Origin of the sequence: Mesorhizobium temperatum, from assembly GCF_002284575.1 — a bacterium.
Classification (GTDB): domain Bacteria; phylum Pseudomonadota; class Alphaproteobacteria; order Rhizobiales; family Rhizobiaceae; genus Mesorhizobium; species Mesorhizobium temperatum.
On the sequence record NZ_NPKJ01000060.1, the window covers coordinates 231,236 to 247,371 of the forward strand.

19 protein-coding genes and 1 riboswitch are annotated in these 16,136 nt (G+C 63.5%); of the genes, 5 read left to right on the forward strand and 14 right to left on the reverse strand.

Annotated elements, in window-relative coordinates; genetic code table 11:
• Position 1 precedes the first annotated feature (1 nt).
• From CIT26_RS22600 to CIT26_RS22630, 7 genes are read right to left on the reverse strand one after another with little or no spacing between them, the layout of a single operon-like run.
• Positions 2-589 (reverse strand): NAD(P)H-dependent oxidoreductase, encoded by a 588-nt coding sequence (locus CIT26_RS22600; protein WP_095494607.1) that lies wholly within the window; start codon positions 587-589, stop codon positions 2-4.
• Complete coding sequence (locus tag CIT26_RS22605) at positions 589-1,170, reverse strand: NAD(P)H-dependent oxidoreductase (protein WP_167391513.1); 582 nt, start codon at positions 1,168-1,170, stop codon at positions 589-591. Before CIT26_RS22605 ends, CIT26_RS22600 begins: the two co-directional genes overlap by 1 nt.
• On the reverse strand, positions 1,170-2,570 hold the full coding sequence (locus CIT26_RS22610; protein ID WP_425350369.1) for an FAD-binding oxidoreductase: 1,401 nt from the start codon (positions 2,568-2,570) through the stop codon (positions 1,170-1,172). The genes CIT26_RS22605 and CIT26_RS22610 overlap by 1 nt, the downstream gene beginning before the upstream one ends.
• Complete coding sequence (locus CIT26_RS22615) at positions 2,567-3,883, reverse strand: cytosine deaminase (protein ID WP_245319523.1); 1,317 nt, start codon at positions 3,881-3,883, stop codon at positions 2,567-2,569. The genes CIT26_RS22610 and CIT26_RS22615 overlap by 4 nt, the downstream gene beginning before the upstream one ends.
• 2 nt (positions 3,884-3,885) lie before the next feature.
• The gene (locus tag CIT26_RS22620; protein ID WP_095494610.1) at positions 3,886-4,737 is read right to left on the reverse strand and encodes an ABC transporter permease; all 852 of its coding nucleotides are present in this window, start codon (positions 4,735-4,737) and stop codon (positions 3,886-3,888) included.
• Complete coding sequence (locus tag CIT26_RS22625; protein ID WP_095494611.1) at positions 4,724-5,554, reverse strand: ABC transporter ATP-binding protein; 831 nt, start codon at positions 5,552-5,554, stop codon at positions 4,724-4,726. The genes CIT26_RS22620 and CIT26_RS22625 overlap by 14 nt, the downstream gene beginning before the upstream one ends.
• 9 nt (positions 5,555-5,563) lie before the next feature.
• Complete coding sequence (locus CIT26_RS22630) at positions 5,564-6,571, reverse strand: ABC transporter substrate-binding protein (RefSeq protein ID WP_095494612.1); 1,008 nt, start codon at positions 6,569-6,571, stop codon at positions 5,564-5,566.
• 254 nt (positions 6,572-6,825) lie between these two features.
• On the opposite strand from CIT26_RS22630, the gene CIT26_RS22635 reads away from it, so the two are divergent.
• Positions 6,826-7,230, forward strand: coding sequence for a RidA family protein (locus tag CIT26_RS22635; protein WP_095494613.1), 405 nt, complete (start codon positions 6,826-6,828; stop codon positions 7,228-7,230).
• A 148-nt stretch (positions 7,231-7,378) separates the two neighbouring features.
• Complete coding sequence (locus tag CIT26_RS22640; protein WP_095494614.1) at positions 7,379-8,182, forward strand: creatininase family protein; 804 nt, start codon at positions 7,379-7,381, stop codon at positions 8,180-8,182.
• A 278-nt stretch (positions 8,183-8,460) separates the two neighbouring features.
• Here CIT26_RS22640 and CIT26_RS22645 read toward each other — a convergent pair whose 3' ends face one another.
• Together CIT26_RS22645 and cobD are read right to left on the reverse strand one after the other, a co-directional pair.
• The gene (locus CIT26_RS22645; RefSeq protein ID WP_095494615.1) at positions 8,461-8,970 is read right to left on the reverse strand and encodes a tyrosine phosphatase family protein; all 510 of its coding nucleotides are present in this window, start codon (positions 8,968-8,970) and stop codon (positions 8,461-8,463) included.
• 114 nt (positions 8,971-9,084) lie between these two features.
• Positions 9,085-10,125 (reverse strand): threonine-phosphate decarboxylase CobD, encoded by a 1,041-nt coding sequence (cobD, locus tag CIT26_RS22650; protein ID WP_095494616.1) that lies wholly within the window; start codon positions 10,123-10,125, stop codon positions 9,085-9,087.
• On the opposite strand from cobD, the gene cbiB reads away from it, so the two are divergent.
• Positions 10,124-11,092: an adenosylcobinamide-phosphate synthase CbiB gene (gene cbiB, locus CIT26_RS22655; protein ID WP_095494617.1), complete on the forward strand. Its 969-nt coding sequence runs from the start codon at positions 10,124-10,126 to the stop codon at positions 11,090-11,092. The genes cobD and cbiB overlap by 2 nt on opposite strands.
• Positions 11,093-11,560: 468 nt before the next feature.
• On the opposite strand, the gene cobO is transcribed toward cbiB, so the two are convergent.
• Genes cobO through CIT26_RS22675 form a run of 4 tightly spaced genes read right to left on the reverse strand, consistent with a single transcriptional unit; the run spans position 11,561 to position 13,665 of the window.
• Positions 11,561-12,175, reverse strand: coding sequence for a cob(I)yrinic acid a,c-diamide adenosyltransferase (cobO, locus tag CIT26_RS22660; RefSeq protein ID WP_095494618.1), 615 nt, complete (start codon positions 12,173-12,175; stop codon positions 11,561-11,563).
• 1 nt (position 12,176) lies between these two features.
• On the reverse strand, positions 12,177-12,704 hold the full coding sequence (gene cobU / locus CIT26_RS22665; RefSeq protein WP_095494619.1) for a bifunctional adenosylcobinamide kinase/adenosylcobinamide-phosphate guanylyltransferase: 528 nt from the start codon (positions 12,702-12,704) through the stop codon (positions 12,177-12,179).
• Positions 12,697-13,470, reverse strand: coding sequence for a CbtA family protein (locus tag CIT26_RS22670; RefSeq protein WP_095494620.1), 774 nt, complete (start codon positions 13,468-13,470; stop codon positions 12,697-12,699). The genes cobU and CIT26_RS22670 overlap by 8 nt, the downstream gene beginning before the upstream one ends.
• 15 nt (positions 13,471-13,485) lie before the next feature.
• Positions 13,486-13,665 (reverse strand): CbtB domain-containing protein, encoded by a 180-nt coding sequence (locus CIT26_RS22675; RefSeq protein WP_095494621.1) that lies wholly within the window; start codon positions 13,663-13,665, stop codon positions 13,486-13,488.
• A gap of 37 nt (positions 13,666-13,702) precedes the next feature.
• Positions 13,703-13,896, reverse strand: a riboswitch (cobalamin riboswitch).
• Between the two features lie 167 nt (positions 13,897-14,063).
• On the opposite strand from CIT26_RS22675, the gene CIT26_RS22680 reads away from it, so the two are divergent.
• Together CIT26_RS22680 and CIT26_RS22685 are read left to right on the forward strand one after the other, a co-directional pair.
• A complete protein-coding gene (locus tag CIT26_RS22680) occupies positions 14,064-15,056 on the forward strand; it encodes an acetyltransferase domain-containing protein (protein ID WP_095494622.1) in 993 nt (330 codons plus the stop codon).
• A complete protein-coding gene (locus CIT26_RS22685) occupies positions 15,053-15,559 on the forward strand; it encodes a methyltransferase family protein (protein ID WP_095494623.1) in 507 nt (168 codons plus the stop codon). The genes CIT26_RS22680 and CIT26_RS22685 overlap by 4 nt, the downstream gene beginning before the upstream one ends.
• 82 nt (positions 15,560-15,641) lie before the next feature.
• On the opposite strand, the gene CIT26_RS22690 is transcribed toward CIT26_RS22685, so the two are convergent.
• Entirely contained in the window at positions 15,642-16,028 is a 387-nt protein-coding gene (locus CIT26_RS22690) for a MerR family transcriptional regulator (protein WP_095494799.1), read from the reverse strand.
• Positions 16,029-16,136: the final 108 nt, after the last annotated feature.

The window sequence follows — 16,136 nt, forward strand, 5'->3', positions numbered from 1 at the left end:
CTCAAAAGCGCTCCAGCTTCGTTCGCACTTTTTCCAGGAACGCCGCCCTCGTCTTCGGTGTCGATGAGTCCATCAGGTAGTGCGCCAGAAAGAACGTCCTGCAGCGGGTAGCGCAAAGCGCCCGCATGCCGCGCAGGATTGTCTTGCGTCCCGGCTGGCCGACGACGACGCTCCACCAGGTCGGTGCGCCGCAGGTCGTGATCACCCCGATCTTCGTCACATGCCTCATCAGCGACTGAATCCGTCGCTTGCCGGCCGGCAGCCGGAAGGCGACGTCGGTCGCCCAGACCCGGTCGAGCCAGCCCTTCAGCATTGCCGGTAGCCCATACCACCATGTCGGATAGATGAAGAGGATTGCCTGGGCCCATTTGAGGTGTTCGATGTGCGGTTTGAGCGCCGGGTCCTGCGGGGCGTGCTCATTGTAGGAGCGTCGCTCGCCGCAGCCCATGACCGGATCGAAATTTTCCGCATAGAGGTCGAGCAACCGCACCTCCCAGCCTCTCGCCATCAGCACCTCGATGGCACTATCCCGGATCGCGGCGCAAAAGCTTTCGGGCACAGGATGGCAGTAAACCACCAGGACCCGCATCAGAAGGCATCCATGCTGGCGGCGACCTTCGCCACGAACCTCATGCGTGTTTCGTCGGTCGACAGGTTCATCGAATAAAGTGCCAGATAGGACACCGAGGCACCTGGCTTGACCGTGGCGCGCAACACACGCTTGACCAGCTTGCGCGGCGGGTCGCCCATCAGCATGGCGTGGAACCGGCTGCCGCCATAGGTGGTGACCGCCGCCAGCTTGCGGATGTTGTGCAGCGACGGCTGCACCTTGCCATTGACCAGCTTGAACGACACGCCGGGCAGGAAAATGCGGTCGAAGAAGCCTTTCAGGATCGCCGGATAGCCGAAGTTCCACACCGGAAACGACAGCACCAGCGCCTCTGCCCGCAGCAGGCGCTCGACATAGAGCGCTGCCGGATCACCGGCGCCGCGTTCGTCGTGATAACCGAGCCGCTCGGCCCGCGTCAGCCGCGGATCGAAATTCTCGGCATAGAGATCGCAGTCGTCGACCGCGTGACCAGCGGCCGTCAGCCGCTCGACGATCACCTTGTGCAAACCGGCATTGAAGCTGGTCTCAACCGGATGGGCGTAGAGAACGAGGATTTTCATCACCCCGCCTTCTGCAATCCCTTGAACAGGAACGACTTGCCCGAGCGATAGTCGTAATCCGGGTTTTCCCAGGCGATCATCTTGCCGGGGTTGAGCAACCCTTGCGGATCGGTCTCGCGCTTGAAGGCGAGCTGCACCTCGTCCGTCTGCTTCATGCCGCCCTCTTCCAGCGTGTAGCGGTGTGGATTGAAGACCCAGCAGCCATTGTCCTCGTGGATGCGGATGATCTCGTCGAGCCGCTCCGCCGTTGTGAAGCGGACCAGCGGCAGCCCGGCCACGCCGATCGCGCCGTCGAAGCGGATGAATTCGAGATGCGTCGGCACTTCGTCGCCGAAGCGATCGATCATCGCCTTGACGTGAGCCAGGTGATCCGGCGAGGGATAGCGGGTCTGCAGATAGGTGATCGTGGGATCGACTCTGAGTGCGCGCAGCGTCGTATGGTTCCAGGTCAGTTCATAGGCCGGCGGCAGGCCCTTGAGATCAGCCTCCTTGTCGGCGCGGAAGACGATCTCGCCTTTACTGCGCGCCGTGAGGGCGACAAAGGCGTCCATCGCATGCGGCGCGATCATGCAGACGACGATGCTTTGCTCGCGCCGGAAGAATTTCTGATGCCGCTTGAAATAGTAGTAGGGGATCGGCGCGGCGATCGGCGTGATCAGCTTCGCCAGAATGCCGTCCTGGATGGCGAGATCGTTGCCGAAGCCGGCTGCATCCATGAAATCGTCGAAGCCGACGATGACATCGATCCAGTCGTAGGCCGCGGTCAGCGGCATCTCGACCTCGGTGATGATGCCGTTGGTGCCGTAGGCGTGCATCACCTTCAGCACCTCCTCGCCGCTAAGATCCATGATGCGAGGCTCTGCCTCCATCGTCACGGTCCGCAGCCGGATGACATTGCCGAGGTCGCGCAGGCCGCCCCAGCGGATCGAGCCGACACCGCCCGAACCGCCGGCGACAAAGCCGCCTATGCTCGCCGTGTTGTAGGTCGATGGCGACATCCGGAGCTCCTGGCCGGAATGCGCGCGCGTCGCTCTGTCGATGTCGGCGAGAACCGCACCGGGTCCGGTCACGACGCGGCCGGGCGATATCGTGTTGATCGTATTCATCTCGGCAAGGTTGAGCACCACGCCGCCGGACAAAGGCATCGCCTGACCGTAATTGCCGGTGCCGCTGCCGCGCGGCGTCACCGGAATGCCATGCCGGTGGCACGCGGCAAGCACCCGGATCACCTCGTCTTCCGTCTTCGGCGTCACGATCAGGTCGCCGGTCACATGGTCGAGCTGTTGCTTCAGCACCGGGCTGTACCAGTAGAAGTCGCGGCTCTTCTGCTGGATGATCGCCGGATGGTCGTCGATCTTCAGGCCGTCGAGATCGCGTTTCAGTGCCGAAATGTCCATCATCCCACCATCAGATCATCGAGTTCGGCATAGTCGGGCAATTGGCGCTCGATGGTGCGGCCATCACGCACCACGATGCGATCCGATTCGGGCCGCGACAGCAATTCCGTCCAGTTCCGCCCCCTAAAGACAACGAAATCGGCGGCGCCGCCGGCCGCAAGCGTGCCAAAACCGTCGAGCCGCATCAGCTTGGCCGGCGTCGAAGTCACTGCTTGCGGCCAGTCGCCGACCGGGTGATCGAAATGCAGGATGCGCGTCGCCATGCGGTAGACCTCCAGCATGTCGAGATCGCCATAGGCGTAGAACGGGTCTCGGGTGTTATCGGAAGCGACGGCGACGGGAATGCCGCGCGCCTTCATCTCGTGCAGCAGCGTCACGCCGCGCCAGCGCGGCGTGGTCTTGTCGCCGCGCCGGTCCTGCAGATAGAGATTGCACATCGGCAGCGACACCACGGCGAGCCCCGCCTTCGCCACCTTGTCCAACGTGTCGAGCACATCGAGATCGGGCTGGCGTGCCAGCGAGCAGCAGTGGCCGACGAGGATGTTTCCCTCAAACCCGTTCCACAGGGCCGCCTCGGCGATCTTCTTCAGCGAGATCGCCGAAACGTCGTCCGTCTCGTCGGCATGGAAATCGAGGTCGAGGCCATGCTTGATCGCCTGCGCGAACACCTGGTCGAGAAGCTCTTCCAGGTCCGGCAGCATATAGGTGACGACGCCGAGCACGCCGTTGGCCGCGGCGACGCGCTTGGCCAGCCTTTCGAACCAATGCTTGTCGCGCACCCCTTCGATGCCGAGCAGGCAGGCCGCCTGCAGTTCGATGCGGCCACGCCATTTCTCCCGTACCGTCTCGAACACCGGCCAGGAGATCTCCTCCTGCGGCGCGACGCTGTCGAGATGCGTGCGCAGTGCCCTGGTGCCGTGCGCGTAGGCGCAGCGCAGCGAAAAGTCCATGCGGCGAGCGACGTCCTCGGCGCTCCAGCGGGCAGCGCGGTCGGCGCCGGTGGCGTTCAGCGCGCCCATGAAGGTGCCGTCCGGATTGGGTTTTCGAGGCCAGATATGGCCTTTGTCGATATGGGTGTGGCAGTCGACGAAGCACGGCATGACGATGCGGCCGCCGAGGTCGACGGCGCCTGCCGGCGAATCGGATCGGCCGCGCGCGGTAATGCTGGAGATTTTGCCGTCGGCGACGGCGATATCGGCGAGCGCAAACCCATCGGAATCGACAGGAGCGTTAAATCCGGGCGTCAGAGATAAATGAAGCCGGACGTTGGCGAGGACATACGAACCGCCCTGGGGAATGTTGCTGGCTTCCGGCACCGTCACCGCTCCTGCTTCAGCGCGCTTTCGTGCCAGCGTCGCAGGATCAGGTGCGAGATCAGCGACAGCACCAGGAAGATCAGAATGCCGGTGAACGAAATCAGGATCAGCGCCGCGAACAGCCGCGGTGCGTTGAGCCGGTAGCCGGCCTCGATGATGCGCGAGGCCAGCCCCGACGACTGTCCCTGGGCCCCGGCGACGAACTCCGCCACCACCGCGCCGATCAGCGACAGGCCGCCGGCGATCTTCAGCCCGCCGAGGAAATACGGCATCGCCGCCGGCAGGCGCAGATAGCGCAATTGCTGCCAGCGGGTCGCGCCATTGAGCTTGAACATGTCGCGCAGATTGCGGTCGACCGAGTTGAGGCCGAGCGTCGTATTGGACAGGATCGGGAAAAAGGCGACGATCCAGGCACACAGCAGAAGCTTTGTCGTCTGGTTGTCGACATAGATGTTGATCAGCGGGAAGATCGCGACGATCGGCGTCACCTGCAGCACGATCGCAAACGGGAAGAACGACATCTCCACCCACTTCGATTGCGCGAACAGCACCGCCAGCCCGACACCGCCGATGACGGCCAGAAGCAGGCTGAGGAAGGTGATCTTGAGCGTCACCAGCAGCGAGGAGAACAGCAGCCCGGCATCGTCGAAGAGCGTTTGCAGCACCACACCTGGGCGCGGCAGGATGTACTTCGGGATATCGTTCCAGACGCAGATGCGATCCCACAGCCAGATCGCCAGGATCATGATCGCCAGCGGCAGCAGCCATCGGCCGATCCGCTCGAGCCGCTCCTGGCGCACGCGACGCGCCTCCTCGGGGTCGAGCGTCAGTGCGTGTTCTTCAATGGCCGTCATGATGGGGTCCGGCGGTTGAGTTGATGGCGCCGATCAGCACATCGGACGCCTGGCGGCAGAGCGCGGCATAGTCGGGCGAAGTGCGGAAGGCTTCGTTGCGCGGATAGGGCGCGTCGATGGCGATTTCCCTGAACACCCGGCCCGGTCGCGCTGCCATAACGACGACGCGGTTGGAGAGGAAAACGCTTTCAAAGACGCTGTGGGTCACGAAGACGACGGTAAAACGCTCGTCCTGCCACAGTTCCAGAAGATCATTGTTGAGCTTGAAGCGGGTGATCTCGTCCAGTGCCGCGAACGGCTCGTCCATGAGCAGAACGCGCGGCTTGGTCACCATGGCGCGGGCGATCGAGACGCGCATCTTCATGCCGCCGGACAGCTCGCGCGGCACGGCATTCTCGAACCCGGTCAGGTGAACCCGCGCCAGCATCTCCATCACGACAGGCGCAGCCTTGGCCCGCGACACGCCCTTCAGCCTGAGCGGCAGCCAGACATTGTCGAAGACATCGGCCCAGGGCAGCAGCGTCGGCTCCTGGAAGACGAAGCCGATATTCGAGCGGTCGAAGGAGCTGCTGCCACGCCAGTCGAGCAGGCCGGAGGTCGGCGTCGCAAGGCCCGCGATGAGGCGCAGGGCCGTCGACTTGCCGCAGCCGGACGGGCCGAGAAGGCTGAGGAAATCGCCTTCCCGGATCGTCAGGTCGACATCGCTGAGCGCTGTCACGCCATTGGAAAAGATCTTGCCGACACCACGCAGCGCCAGCAGCATCGGACCTTTGCCCGATGCGCTTGCCGGCGCTTGCGCCACTTTCTCCTGCATCATGCCCGGGTGCTATTTCTTCAGCTCGATCCCGACGCCCTTGTTGACGAAGGCCAGCGTGTAGGACTTCTTGATGTCGATGTCGTCCGGCACGACCTTGGCCTTGACCATCTTGTCGTAGAAGCTCTGGATGCGCTCCTCGGTCATCGCACCGATACCGAGTTTTTCCGTGTCGCCGGAATCGACGATGCCGAATTTCTTCATCTGCTCGATCGAAAACGCGATCTGCTCGTCGCTGATGTCGGGGTTGTCCTTTTTGATCGCCGCGTTGGCGGCAGCGTTGTCGCCGTAGAGATAATTGTACCAGCCCTTGGCCGAGCCATCTACGAAGCACTGAACCACCTCCGGCCGTTTGTCTATTGTGGCCTGCATGGTCTCGATCGTCGTCGCATAGGTGTCGAAGCCGTAGTCGGCGAGCAGGAACAAATTGGGCTGGAAGCCGCCTTCCTTGGCGACGGCATAGGGCTCCGAGGTCACATAGCCTTGCTGGATCGACTTCTTGTTGGCGATGAAAGGTGCGGGGTTGAACGTGTAGGGCACGCGCTTGGCCGGATCGAAGCCGAATTCCGTGATCATCCATTGGAAGAAGCTCTGCGCCCCTTCGTCGCCGATGATGTACTGGTCCGCGTTCTTCAAATCCTCCCATTTGTCGAGCCCCTGACCTGGATGGGACATGATCACCTGCGGCTCTTTCTGGAAAGAGGCGGCGACCACGCGCAGCGGAATATCCTGCTGAACGGCGTCGAAGGCCTGCAGCATGTTGCCACCCATGTAGAAGTCGATCTTGCCGGCGAGCAACAGCGGCCGACCGCTGACCTGCGGGCCACCTTGCATGATGGTTACGTCGAGCCCGCAAGCGGCATAGGTGCCATCAGCGGCCGCCTGATAGTAGCCGCCGTGCTCGGCCTGGGCGAGCCAGTTGGTGCCGAAGGTGACTTTTTCATTTGCTGCCGCGCTCAGCGTGCTTACGGCAAGCAGCACGATCGCGCTGCCCACCGAAATCTTAAGTTTTCCGTCCATTCACACCACCCTCTGTGGGCTCCGGCGCGCCACGCACCGGGCTCGACACCATCGATTCAAGAAGCAAGACACATGCCATCGCCGAGACCGCCCGCCTGCGCAACGGTGGCGCGCGAAGGCCGGACGGGTCATGCTGTACCGGAGCCATCGTGCCTATTTTTTGAACGCCTGTCCACAATCGCCCTGATAACATGCACTGCATCTTGAAGGGGCTGCTAATCCGGCTTTAAGCTGGCGGCAGACTGGAGATTGTCGTGTTCAAATTCCTCACGCCGAATTCGATCAACCCGCCTTTTGCCCGTTACAGCCATGGCGTCGAGGTGCCGCCCGGCAAGAGGCTGGTGCTGTGTTCGGGCCAGGTCGCCATCACTGCGGACGATCAGATCCCGGAGGATGCCGGCGCGCAGGCCGAGCTCTGTTTTCAGAACATCGCCGCGATTCTCGGGGAGGCCGGGCTTGGACTTTCCGACATCATCCGCATCAACGCCTATGTCACCGACCGCGCCTACCTGCGGCCCTATATGGACGTCCGCGACCGCCTGTTCACCAGCCCGGCGCCGGCCTCGACGCTGATGATCGTGTCCGGTTTCGCCCAGCCGGAATTCAAGGTCGAGATTGAGGTCATCGCGGCAGGGCAAGGAGCGCTGGCCGAAGGCTGAGAATCGACAGGCCAGCGATCTCAAGTTACACGACAAAGGCTGGTGCTGCCCCTCGTCCGCCTGGCGATCCCCTCTCCCCGTCCTGTACGGGGAGACGGTAAGGGTGAGGGGCAGCGCAGGCGCGCATTCAGTCTCTTCGAGGTTCAAAATGGCCGGAACAAAAAGACGCGTGTGGTGGGGCGACTACCGGACCACCGAATACGCCACCATCGATCCGGAGGCGACGATCGCGGTTCTGCCGGTGGCGGCGATCGAACAGCACGGGCCGCATCTGCCGGTTTCGACCGACACCTCGATCATGAACGGCATGCTCGAAACGGTGATCGCTCGCCTGCCCGGCGATCTCGACATCCGCATCCTGCCGGTCCAGGCAGTGGGCAAGTCGAACGAGCACCTGCATGCGCCGGGGACCCTCACTCTGCCGGCGGCGACCTTGATCGAGGCGTGGACCGAGCTTGGCCTGTCTATCGCGCGGGCCGGGTTAAGGAAACTGATTGTCGTCAACTCGCATGGCGGCAACGAGGAGATCATGGGCATCATCACCCGCGAATTGCGCGTGCGGGCAAAGATGCTGGCGGTGAAGACGAGCTGGCAGCGCTTTGGCCGGCCGGCCGGCATGTATACCGAGCTTGAGGACCGCCAGGGCATCCATGGCGGTGATGTCGAGACCTCGCTGATGCTGCATTTCCGGCCGGATTTGGTCGACATGGCAAAGGCCGACAATTTCGTGTCCAACGTCGCCCACGCCGAAAAGGAATTCTCGCTGCTGCGCCATACGGGAACGCACGCCTTCGCCTGGATCGCCACCGACCTCAACCCGAACGGCGTGGTCGGCGATGCCAGCATTGCAACGGCCGAAAAGGGCCGGCTTACCGCCAACCATCAGGCCGACGGCTTCATCTGCCTGTTGAAAGATGTGCACAAGGCGAAGCTTGCCGACTGGTTGGCCTAGGAGGCTCTCCGCCAGCGCCGCGCCGCCCCTCACCTGCCTGCCGGCATCCTCTCCCCGTAAACGGGGCGAGGGACGCTATCATCGACGGTTTCGCCAATTTCAAGCGTTGACGAAAGGCGCCAGCGTTGCTGCCAGCATCTTCTCCCCGTCACTATACGGGGAGAAGATGCTGGCAGGCAGATGAGTGGCAGCGCCGACGTCGGCAATACCTGCAGCGATCGCAGCACGATTGGGCCTCGGTTGTTTGGTGGCTCAACAACTGTCCTCAAAACTAGGAATCAGCCGTCGATCTTCAACGCAAAAGGCGTGCCCTCGAAGGCCTCGGCGCCGCGCCCGATCGCCTCGATCGCGCGGATCATGCGGCCGTTGCGATCAAGCAGCGCATCGGCGACCGCAACCAACCGCGGATTGGGTGTCGCCGTCGGCGACAGCGCACGCAGCGTCTCGGCCAATTCGACCTCGCAGCGCTTCGGTGCCAGTGCCGCCGCGATGATGTAGGCCGAGGCGGTCGACCGGCTGATACCGGCATAGCAATGCACGACCAGCGGCCTTGCACGATCCCATCGGCGCGCGAAATCGAGCAGGTTGCGGACATGCGCCTCGCCCGGCATGGTCATGCCCTCTTGCGCCACGGCAATGTCGTGCATGACCAGATGCAGATGGTTTTCCCGGGCGATCGAGGCCGGCCGCGTCACCTCGGTGCCGGCAGCCAGAAGCGAAAGCAGCCGCTCGGCGCCGGTCTTCGCGACGGTTTCCTCGACCTTTGACAGCGAACAGACATGGATCATTGCTTGATCTCCCTAATGCATGTCGCGCAAAAGTGCGCAGCGGTTTTGCGATAACGACATGCATAAAAACAAGAACTTAAAGCGTCGCATGAGTCCGTTCAAATGCGACGCGCTTTAGGCGCCATCGTCGCGTTGTTGCGCCCAGTCGGCAAGAGCCGATTCGAGTCGCTGCCATTCCTCGTCCCCGCCCGGCAGCCCGGCGCGCAGCACATGCGGCCGGTCGGAGAAATGGCGGAGCAGGATGCCGCGCTCGCCAAGCACCGAAAACAAACCGGCGGCGTCCGCCAGCCTGATATAGCGGAACAGCGTGGTGCCGCCGGCAACAGCAACGCCGAAGCGGCCGAACAGCGCATCGACCCGCGCTGCATCCTCGGCCAGACGGCGCCGCATCTCGGCCTGCCAGCCGCTGTCGGCAAGCGCGCGGATACCATATTCGAGCGCCGGTCCGGCAACCGCCCACGGCCCGAACTGCGCCTGCAGCAGTTCGACCGTCAACGCGTCGGCCATTGCAAAGCCAAGCCGCAGGCCGGCAAGGCCAAAGAACTTGCCGAAGGACCGCAACACAACGATGCCACCCTGGCTGACATCGCCGGCCAGGCTTTCCGCGCACGGGCCGACATCCATGAACGCCTCGTCGACGACCAGCAATCCGCCTCTGGCGCGCAATTTTCCGGCAAGCCCAAGCAGCCTCTTGCGTTCGACAATACGCCCGTCCGGATTGTTGGGATTGACGATGATGGCGAGATCGGCTCCTGCTAGGACCTCGAAATCATCGACCTCCGTCACAGCATGGCCGGCGATCGCCGCCGCCCGCTGATGTTCGGCATAGGTCGGTCCGAGCACGAGCGCGTTGCCGGGGCTCGCCAGCGAGGCAACGCGCGGCAACAGGATCTGCGTGCCGGGCGCTGCCATAACATTCGCTGCCGATGGCGCGCCATAGGCGCTTGCCGCCACGTCGGCCAGATCACGGACCCGCGAAGCTTCCGGCAATCTTGACAGAGCGGTGGCGGGCAGCTCGAAAAACGGATAGGAGTGCGGATTGATACCGGTCGAGAGGTCGACGAAGGGCTGCGGCGCATACGGAAAAAGCGCCCTCGCCCGGCCAAGGCTTCCGCCGTGATCCACCACTGCCGCCGCTCCATCAAGAGACTTCATGTCGATCCTGATCGCTTTCCTGTCACTGGTTGTTGAATTCGCTGTCGGCTATCCGGGCTGGCTGCTTGGCGCCATCGGCCATCCCGTCACCTGGTTCGGCAGGCTGATATCCTTTCTCGACCGCAGGCTCAACCGCGCCACTGATTCCGACGCCGTCCGTCGTCGGCGCGGCATCGATGCGCTGCTGATCATCGTGCTGGTGCCGGCCATCATCGCTTTCGCAGTTGAAACCGTGCTTTCGGGCATTCCAGCCGGATTGATCCTCACGGCAATCCTGGCGACGTCGCTGCTGTCGCAGAAGAGCCTGGCCGAACATGTCGAGGCTGTGGCCGACGGCCTCGACAATGGTGGGCTCGACATCGGCCGTGCTGCCGTCGCACGGATCGTCGGCCGCGACCCGGAAAAGCTCGACAGACCCGGCGTCTGCCGCGCGGCGATCGAAAGCCTGGCCGAGAATTTTTCCGACGGCGTCGTCGCGCCCGTCTTCTGGATCGGCGTCGGCGGGCTGGCCGGCGGCGTCGCCTACAAGGCCGCCAACACCGCCGATTCGATGATCGGCCATCGCACGCCGCGCCACGAGGCCTTCGGCCGGGCGGCGGCGCGCTTCGACGATCTGATCAACCTGCCGGCGTCGCGGCTGACGGCGCTGCTCATCGTGCTGGCGGCCTTCTTCGTCAAAGGCGCCGATGCCGGTAACGCCTGGCGCACAGTGCTGCGCGACGCGAAGAAACACCGCTCGCCCAACGCCGGCTGGCCTGAGGCCGCGATGGCCGGCGCGCTCGGCCTGGCGCTCGCCGGGCCGCGCTCCTATGACGGCGTCATGGTCGACGATGCGTTCATGGGCGAAGGCGGCCACCGCGATGCCGAGAGTGCCGATATCCGACAGGCGCTGAAACTCTACCGGGTTGCCGACGTTCTGCTGATCGCGCTGTTCGGCTTGCTGTCGGTGATTGTTATCGCTGCGTGACGTCCAGTCCAGACCTGCAACGCGGCCGGTCGACATCGGCTGAAACAAAAAACCCGCCTCGGAGGCGGGTCGCTGGCGCAAATCAGCAGCGTATTTACATTAATAGCATAACTGCCGGCACAAAGCAAGAACAAATAGGAACCCTTCAGCCGTGGAGGTTTGCGAAAGCCGAAGCGGAATCCGATCTTCCTCTAGACGGAGCGCGGCCTCATCCAGCTTGGGTTCCTCGCCCACCGCGAAGCGGGGGAGAGGTGGCTCGGCGAAGCCGAGACGGAGAGGGGGAACCGCGCTCTACGAAGCCCCCCTCTCCGGCCGCTTCGCGGCCACCTCTCCCCCGCTTCGCGGGGGCGAGGAACCCAAGTCTTGAGAGTTCGGGGACAGCACCCCCGCTGGCCTGCCGGCCATCTCCTCCGCAAGGGGGAGATCAGCAGCTTGGCGCCCTCCTCGCAAATCCAATGGCAAAACCCCTCAGAACTCTATGCCTTGCTGCGCCTTCACGCCGGCGGAAAAATGATGCTTGGTCACGCCCATCTCGGTGACCAGATCGGCGGCATCAACCAGCGCCGGCTTGGCGTTGCGGCCGGTGACGACGACATGCAGGTTTTCGCGGCGCCCTTTCAGCGCCGCTACCACTTTGTCCAGATCGAGATAGTCGTAGCGCAGCGCGATATTCAGCTCGTCGAGCACCAGAAGGCTGATCGATGGATCGGCCATCAACTCGAGCGCCTTGGCCCAGGCAGCCTCGGCGGCGGCGATGTCGCGCTTCAGATCCTGCGTCTCCCAGGTGAAACCCTCGCCCATCGTGTGCCAGACGACCCGGTCGCCGAAGGCGGCAAAGGCGTCCTTCTCGCCGGTGTGCCATTTGCCCTTGATGAACTGGACGACGCCGACCCGCTTGCCGTAGCCGAGCATCCTCAGCGCCAGCCCGAAGGCGGCAGTGGTCTTGCCCTTGCCGGGCCCGGTGTTGACTATCAGCAGCGCCTTCTCGACCGTCTTTGCCGCGACCTCTGCGTCCTGCACCGCCTTGCGCTTGGCCATCTTGGCGCGATGGCGTTCCTCGTCCCTGTCGTCGATTTCGGTCATCTCACTTCACCTTGAGCGGCAGCCCCGCCACCATCAGCAGCACCGTATCGGACACGGCCGCGACCTGCTGGTTGAGCCGGCCGGCGGCATCGCGAAACCGGCGAGCCAACGCATTGTCCGGCACGATACCCTGGCCAACCTCGTTGGAAACCACGAACCATGGCCCGCGCGGTCGCGACAGCACATCGGCCAGCCCTCGGCATTCGGCCTCAACGTCATGTTCGGCCAGCACATGGTTGGTCAGCCACAGCGTCAGGCAATCGACGAGGACAGGCCGGCCGTCAGGCAACGCCTCGATCGCGCCGACGAGATCGAGTGGCGCGTCGATGGTCGTCCAACCCTCGCCGCGCCGCGACCGATGCAGCGCGATGCGTTCGCGCATCTCGTCGTCATAGGCTTGCGCCGTGGCGACATAGGCCCACGGCGCCGGACAGGCCGTCACCAATCTTTCGGCATGCGCGCTCTTGCCGGAGCGCGCACCGCCGATGACCAGGGTCAGCCTCCCGCCGAGAGCAGCGCGATCAGGCAAAGCTGTCGCGCAGGCCGGGCGCGGTACCGGTCAAGCGGCCGCGCACCAGGCCGACGACGGCGCCGAGCACCAGCCAGAACACCAGATTGGTCAGCGTCACCGCCACCACGAACTGGTGGTGCAGGCCTTCCGGGATCGGCGATTCGAAACTGTCGGGCTGCGGCGCGCCGACGATATGCGGCGCCACGATCAACGCAACGGCAATCACCGCCAATGGCAACGACTTGCGGAAGGCGAGCAGGCCGAGACCGGCCGCAGTCGCCACCACCGTTGCCGTCCACCAGATCTGGCGCTGGGCGAGATCGGCCGCCGGCATTGCCGGAAGTTCGGGCGGCAGGCCAAGATTCGGAGCCAGCGTGAACACGGCAAAGCCGGCAAGGCCCCAGAACACGCCCTGACGCCAATTGCCGATGCCGCCGGCGAACTCCGAAGCAGCGACCAGGATCAGCGCAAAGCCGATGCCGGTGACGACATTCGCAACGACGTTGAAGGCGAAGCGCTCGAAACCGTCGGCCGGCGCCCAGCCTTCCTCTTCCGCGGCGGCTGCTTCAGCCACCATCGGCGCCGCGCTGCTCATGGCATTGCTGTCTGGCGCCGCGGCGGGCGCCGCGGCATGGTCATGCGTGTGACCACCGCCGGCCTGTTCGTAGACTTCCGCCTTGAGGATGAGCGGCACGGTGGCAAAGGCCTGCATGCAGGCGAGAACGACGCCAGCCACAAGCCCTGCGATCGCCGCGATGAACACGACGTTGCGAAACAGTGTCATGATGTCAGCCCCTCGTCAGTGGCAGGGAAACGCCATCGAATGGCGATAGTCGTGGGCGGCATTGTGGACCGCATCGATATGCGAGAAGCCGACAAAACCCATGACGAAAATGCCGAGAAATGCAGCAAGCGCCAGCTGCACGAAGCGCGACTGCGAGGAGACGGAAGCGCCGAGCGAGACGGAAGCGGTATTCATGTCTTGTCCTTTCGCCCTCCACCCGAGGGCATAGAAATCAGTTCTCCTGTCGCCGGCAGGTCTCCTGGCTCGCGGATCAGCGCCCTTCCCCACCTTCCCGAAGAAACTCTTCAGTGGCATATGGAGAGGACTACCGCACACAGTTGCGGGGGCAGCCACGGCATTGGGCGAATTTTGCCCTTACCGCATTCCCTCTTGGCTCCAAACGGAACCGACGACGACCGCGACTATAGGCAGAATCGCTGCGCCCGGCAAACCAAATTCCGCCAGCGGCCAGCGCGAATGCGCCGTCTCGGGAACCAGCCGGCCGGCGGCACGAGGCCGGAGTTTGCCCTGTCTTCTTTTGTCCGGGGCAACCATGATAGTCGTCTTGCAGTGCTGAATCAGATTGCGAGACCATGAGCATTTCTACGCCGACCGTTCAGGACCGATCCAAGCGCATCATCGCCATCGACGTCGCCCGCGGCGTCGCTTTGCTTGCCATGGCGAGTTACCATTTCACCTGGGATCTCGAATTCTTTGGCTACACCGATCCCGGCCTGACCGCCTTCGGCTGGTGGAAATTCTACGCGCGCTGCATCGCTTCGAGCTTCCTGTTCCTGGTCGGCGTCAGCCTGTTCCTCGCCCATGGCAAACTGATCCGCTGGAACGGCTTCTGGAAACGCTTCGCCATGGTCGCCGGGGCGGCGCTCGCCATATCGGCTGCCACGACGCTTGCCACGCCGGACAGTTTCATCTTCTTCGGTATCCTGCACGAGATCGCGCTGGCCAGCCTGCTCGGCCTGGCGTTTCTGCGGCTGCCGGCGCTGCTGACGCTTGTTGTCGCAGCTTTCGTCATCACAGCGCCGCTCTACCTCAGGTCCGAGATCTTCGACCATCCGGCGCTGTGGTGGGTCGGCCTTTCGGCAACCAACCCGCGCTCCAACGATTATGTCCCGCTGTTTCCATGGTTCGGCGCTGTGCTTGTGGGTATCGCGGCGGCAAAACTCGCCTCCGCTTCCGGCGTGCTGACGCGGCTGGCGGGCCTGACGCCCGGCCGCTGGACAAATCCGCTGGTCTTTATCGGCCGGCACAGCCTCGCCTTCTATCTGATCCACCAGCCGGTGCTGATCGGCTCGGTCTGGCTGTTTTCGCAGGTCATGCCGGCACCGGTCGAAACCAGGCAGGTGACTTTCCTGAAAGAATGCCAGACATCGTGCGAGCAATCGCGCGACACGGAGTTCTGCTCCAGCTATTGTGTGTGCATGCTCGATACGCTCGAGGGCGAGGCCACGCTTGATCGGCTCTACCGCAACGACCAGGCTGCGGAATGGAAGGCGCATCTCGACGAGCTCGCCGGCGCCTGCACTGCCAAAGCCGACAGCACTTTGATGGAGGGAGGAGCACAATGACCGACCATCAACTGAAACCGGGGCAGCCGAAACCAGGGCAGCCGAAACCGGGGCTCATACCGTGGCCGCCGCTGATCTATGTCGCGGCCATCGCCGTCAGCGTCGCGCTTGGCTTGCTCTATCCGCTGCCATGGATCGGCGGCCTTTTGGGCGACATCCTGTTCGCGGCCGGCTGGGTGGCATTGTTCGGCGTCGTCGCGCTCTGGTTCACGGCGATCCGCACCATGATCCGGGCAAAGACGACTCTCCACCCAAACGCCGTGCCCGATCACCTGGTCACATCAGGCCCCTTCGCCGTCAGCCGCAACCCGATATATCTGGCCAACACGCTGCTGATGATCGGCGTCGCCCTTATCTCGGGGATCGTATGGTTCCTGCCGCTGGCGATCATCGCCGCCTTCGCAACGCAGAAGATGGCTATCGAGGGCGAGGAAAAAGTTCTGGCAGCGAAATTCGGCAAGAAATACCGGGATTACGCGAAAAAGGTGCGGCGCTGGATTTGAGGCATGCGGCAAGGTCTTTTTAAGAATTCGCTCTGGCAGAAAACCACGCTAGCTGGGCGCCAGTAGAATTATCAAATGCCGATCAGGTGTTGACGCCGAGCTCCACCAGCCGCTCGACGCAGGATTCCTCGGCCTGGTCGAGCTCGGCCAGGGTCTCCTCGAGGTCGCGGCGCTTCTGGCGCAGATCCTCGCGCTTTTCCTCAATGCGCCTGATCATCAGGTTGAGCTGACCGACCTCTCCGGGCGGCTCCTTGTACATCTGGATGATTTCGCGGATTTCGTTGATCGAAAAGCCGAGCCTTTTGCCGCGCATGATCTGGCGGATGAGATGCCGGTCCGACGGGCGAAACAGCCGCGTGCGGCCGCGCCGTACCGGCTGCACCAGCCCTTCGTCCTCGTAGAAGCGCAGCGTCCGCGTCGAAACATCGAATTCGCGGGTCAGTTCGGTGATCGAATAATATTCCCGCATCATCACTCCAAATGCCCGGCCACGCTGCGCGTTCCAACCATGTGGCCTCGCTATCGTCCAGACGCCTGTCAGAATCGCCCGATAGGCAGCTCCAAAATCTCGCATGGC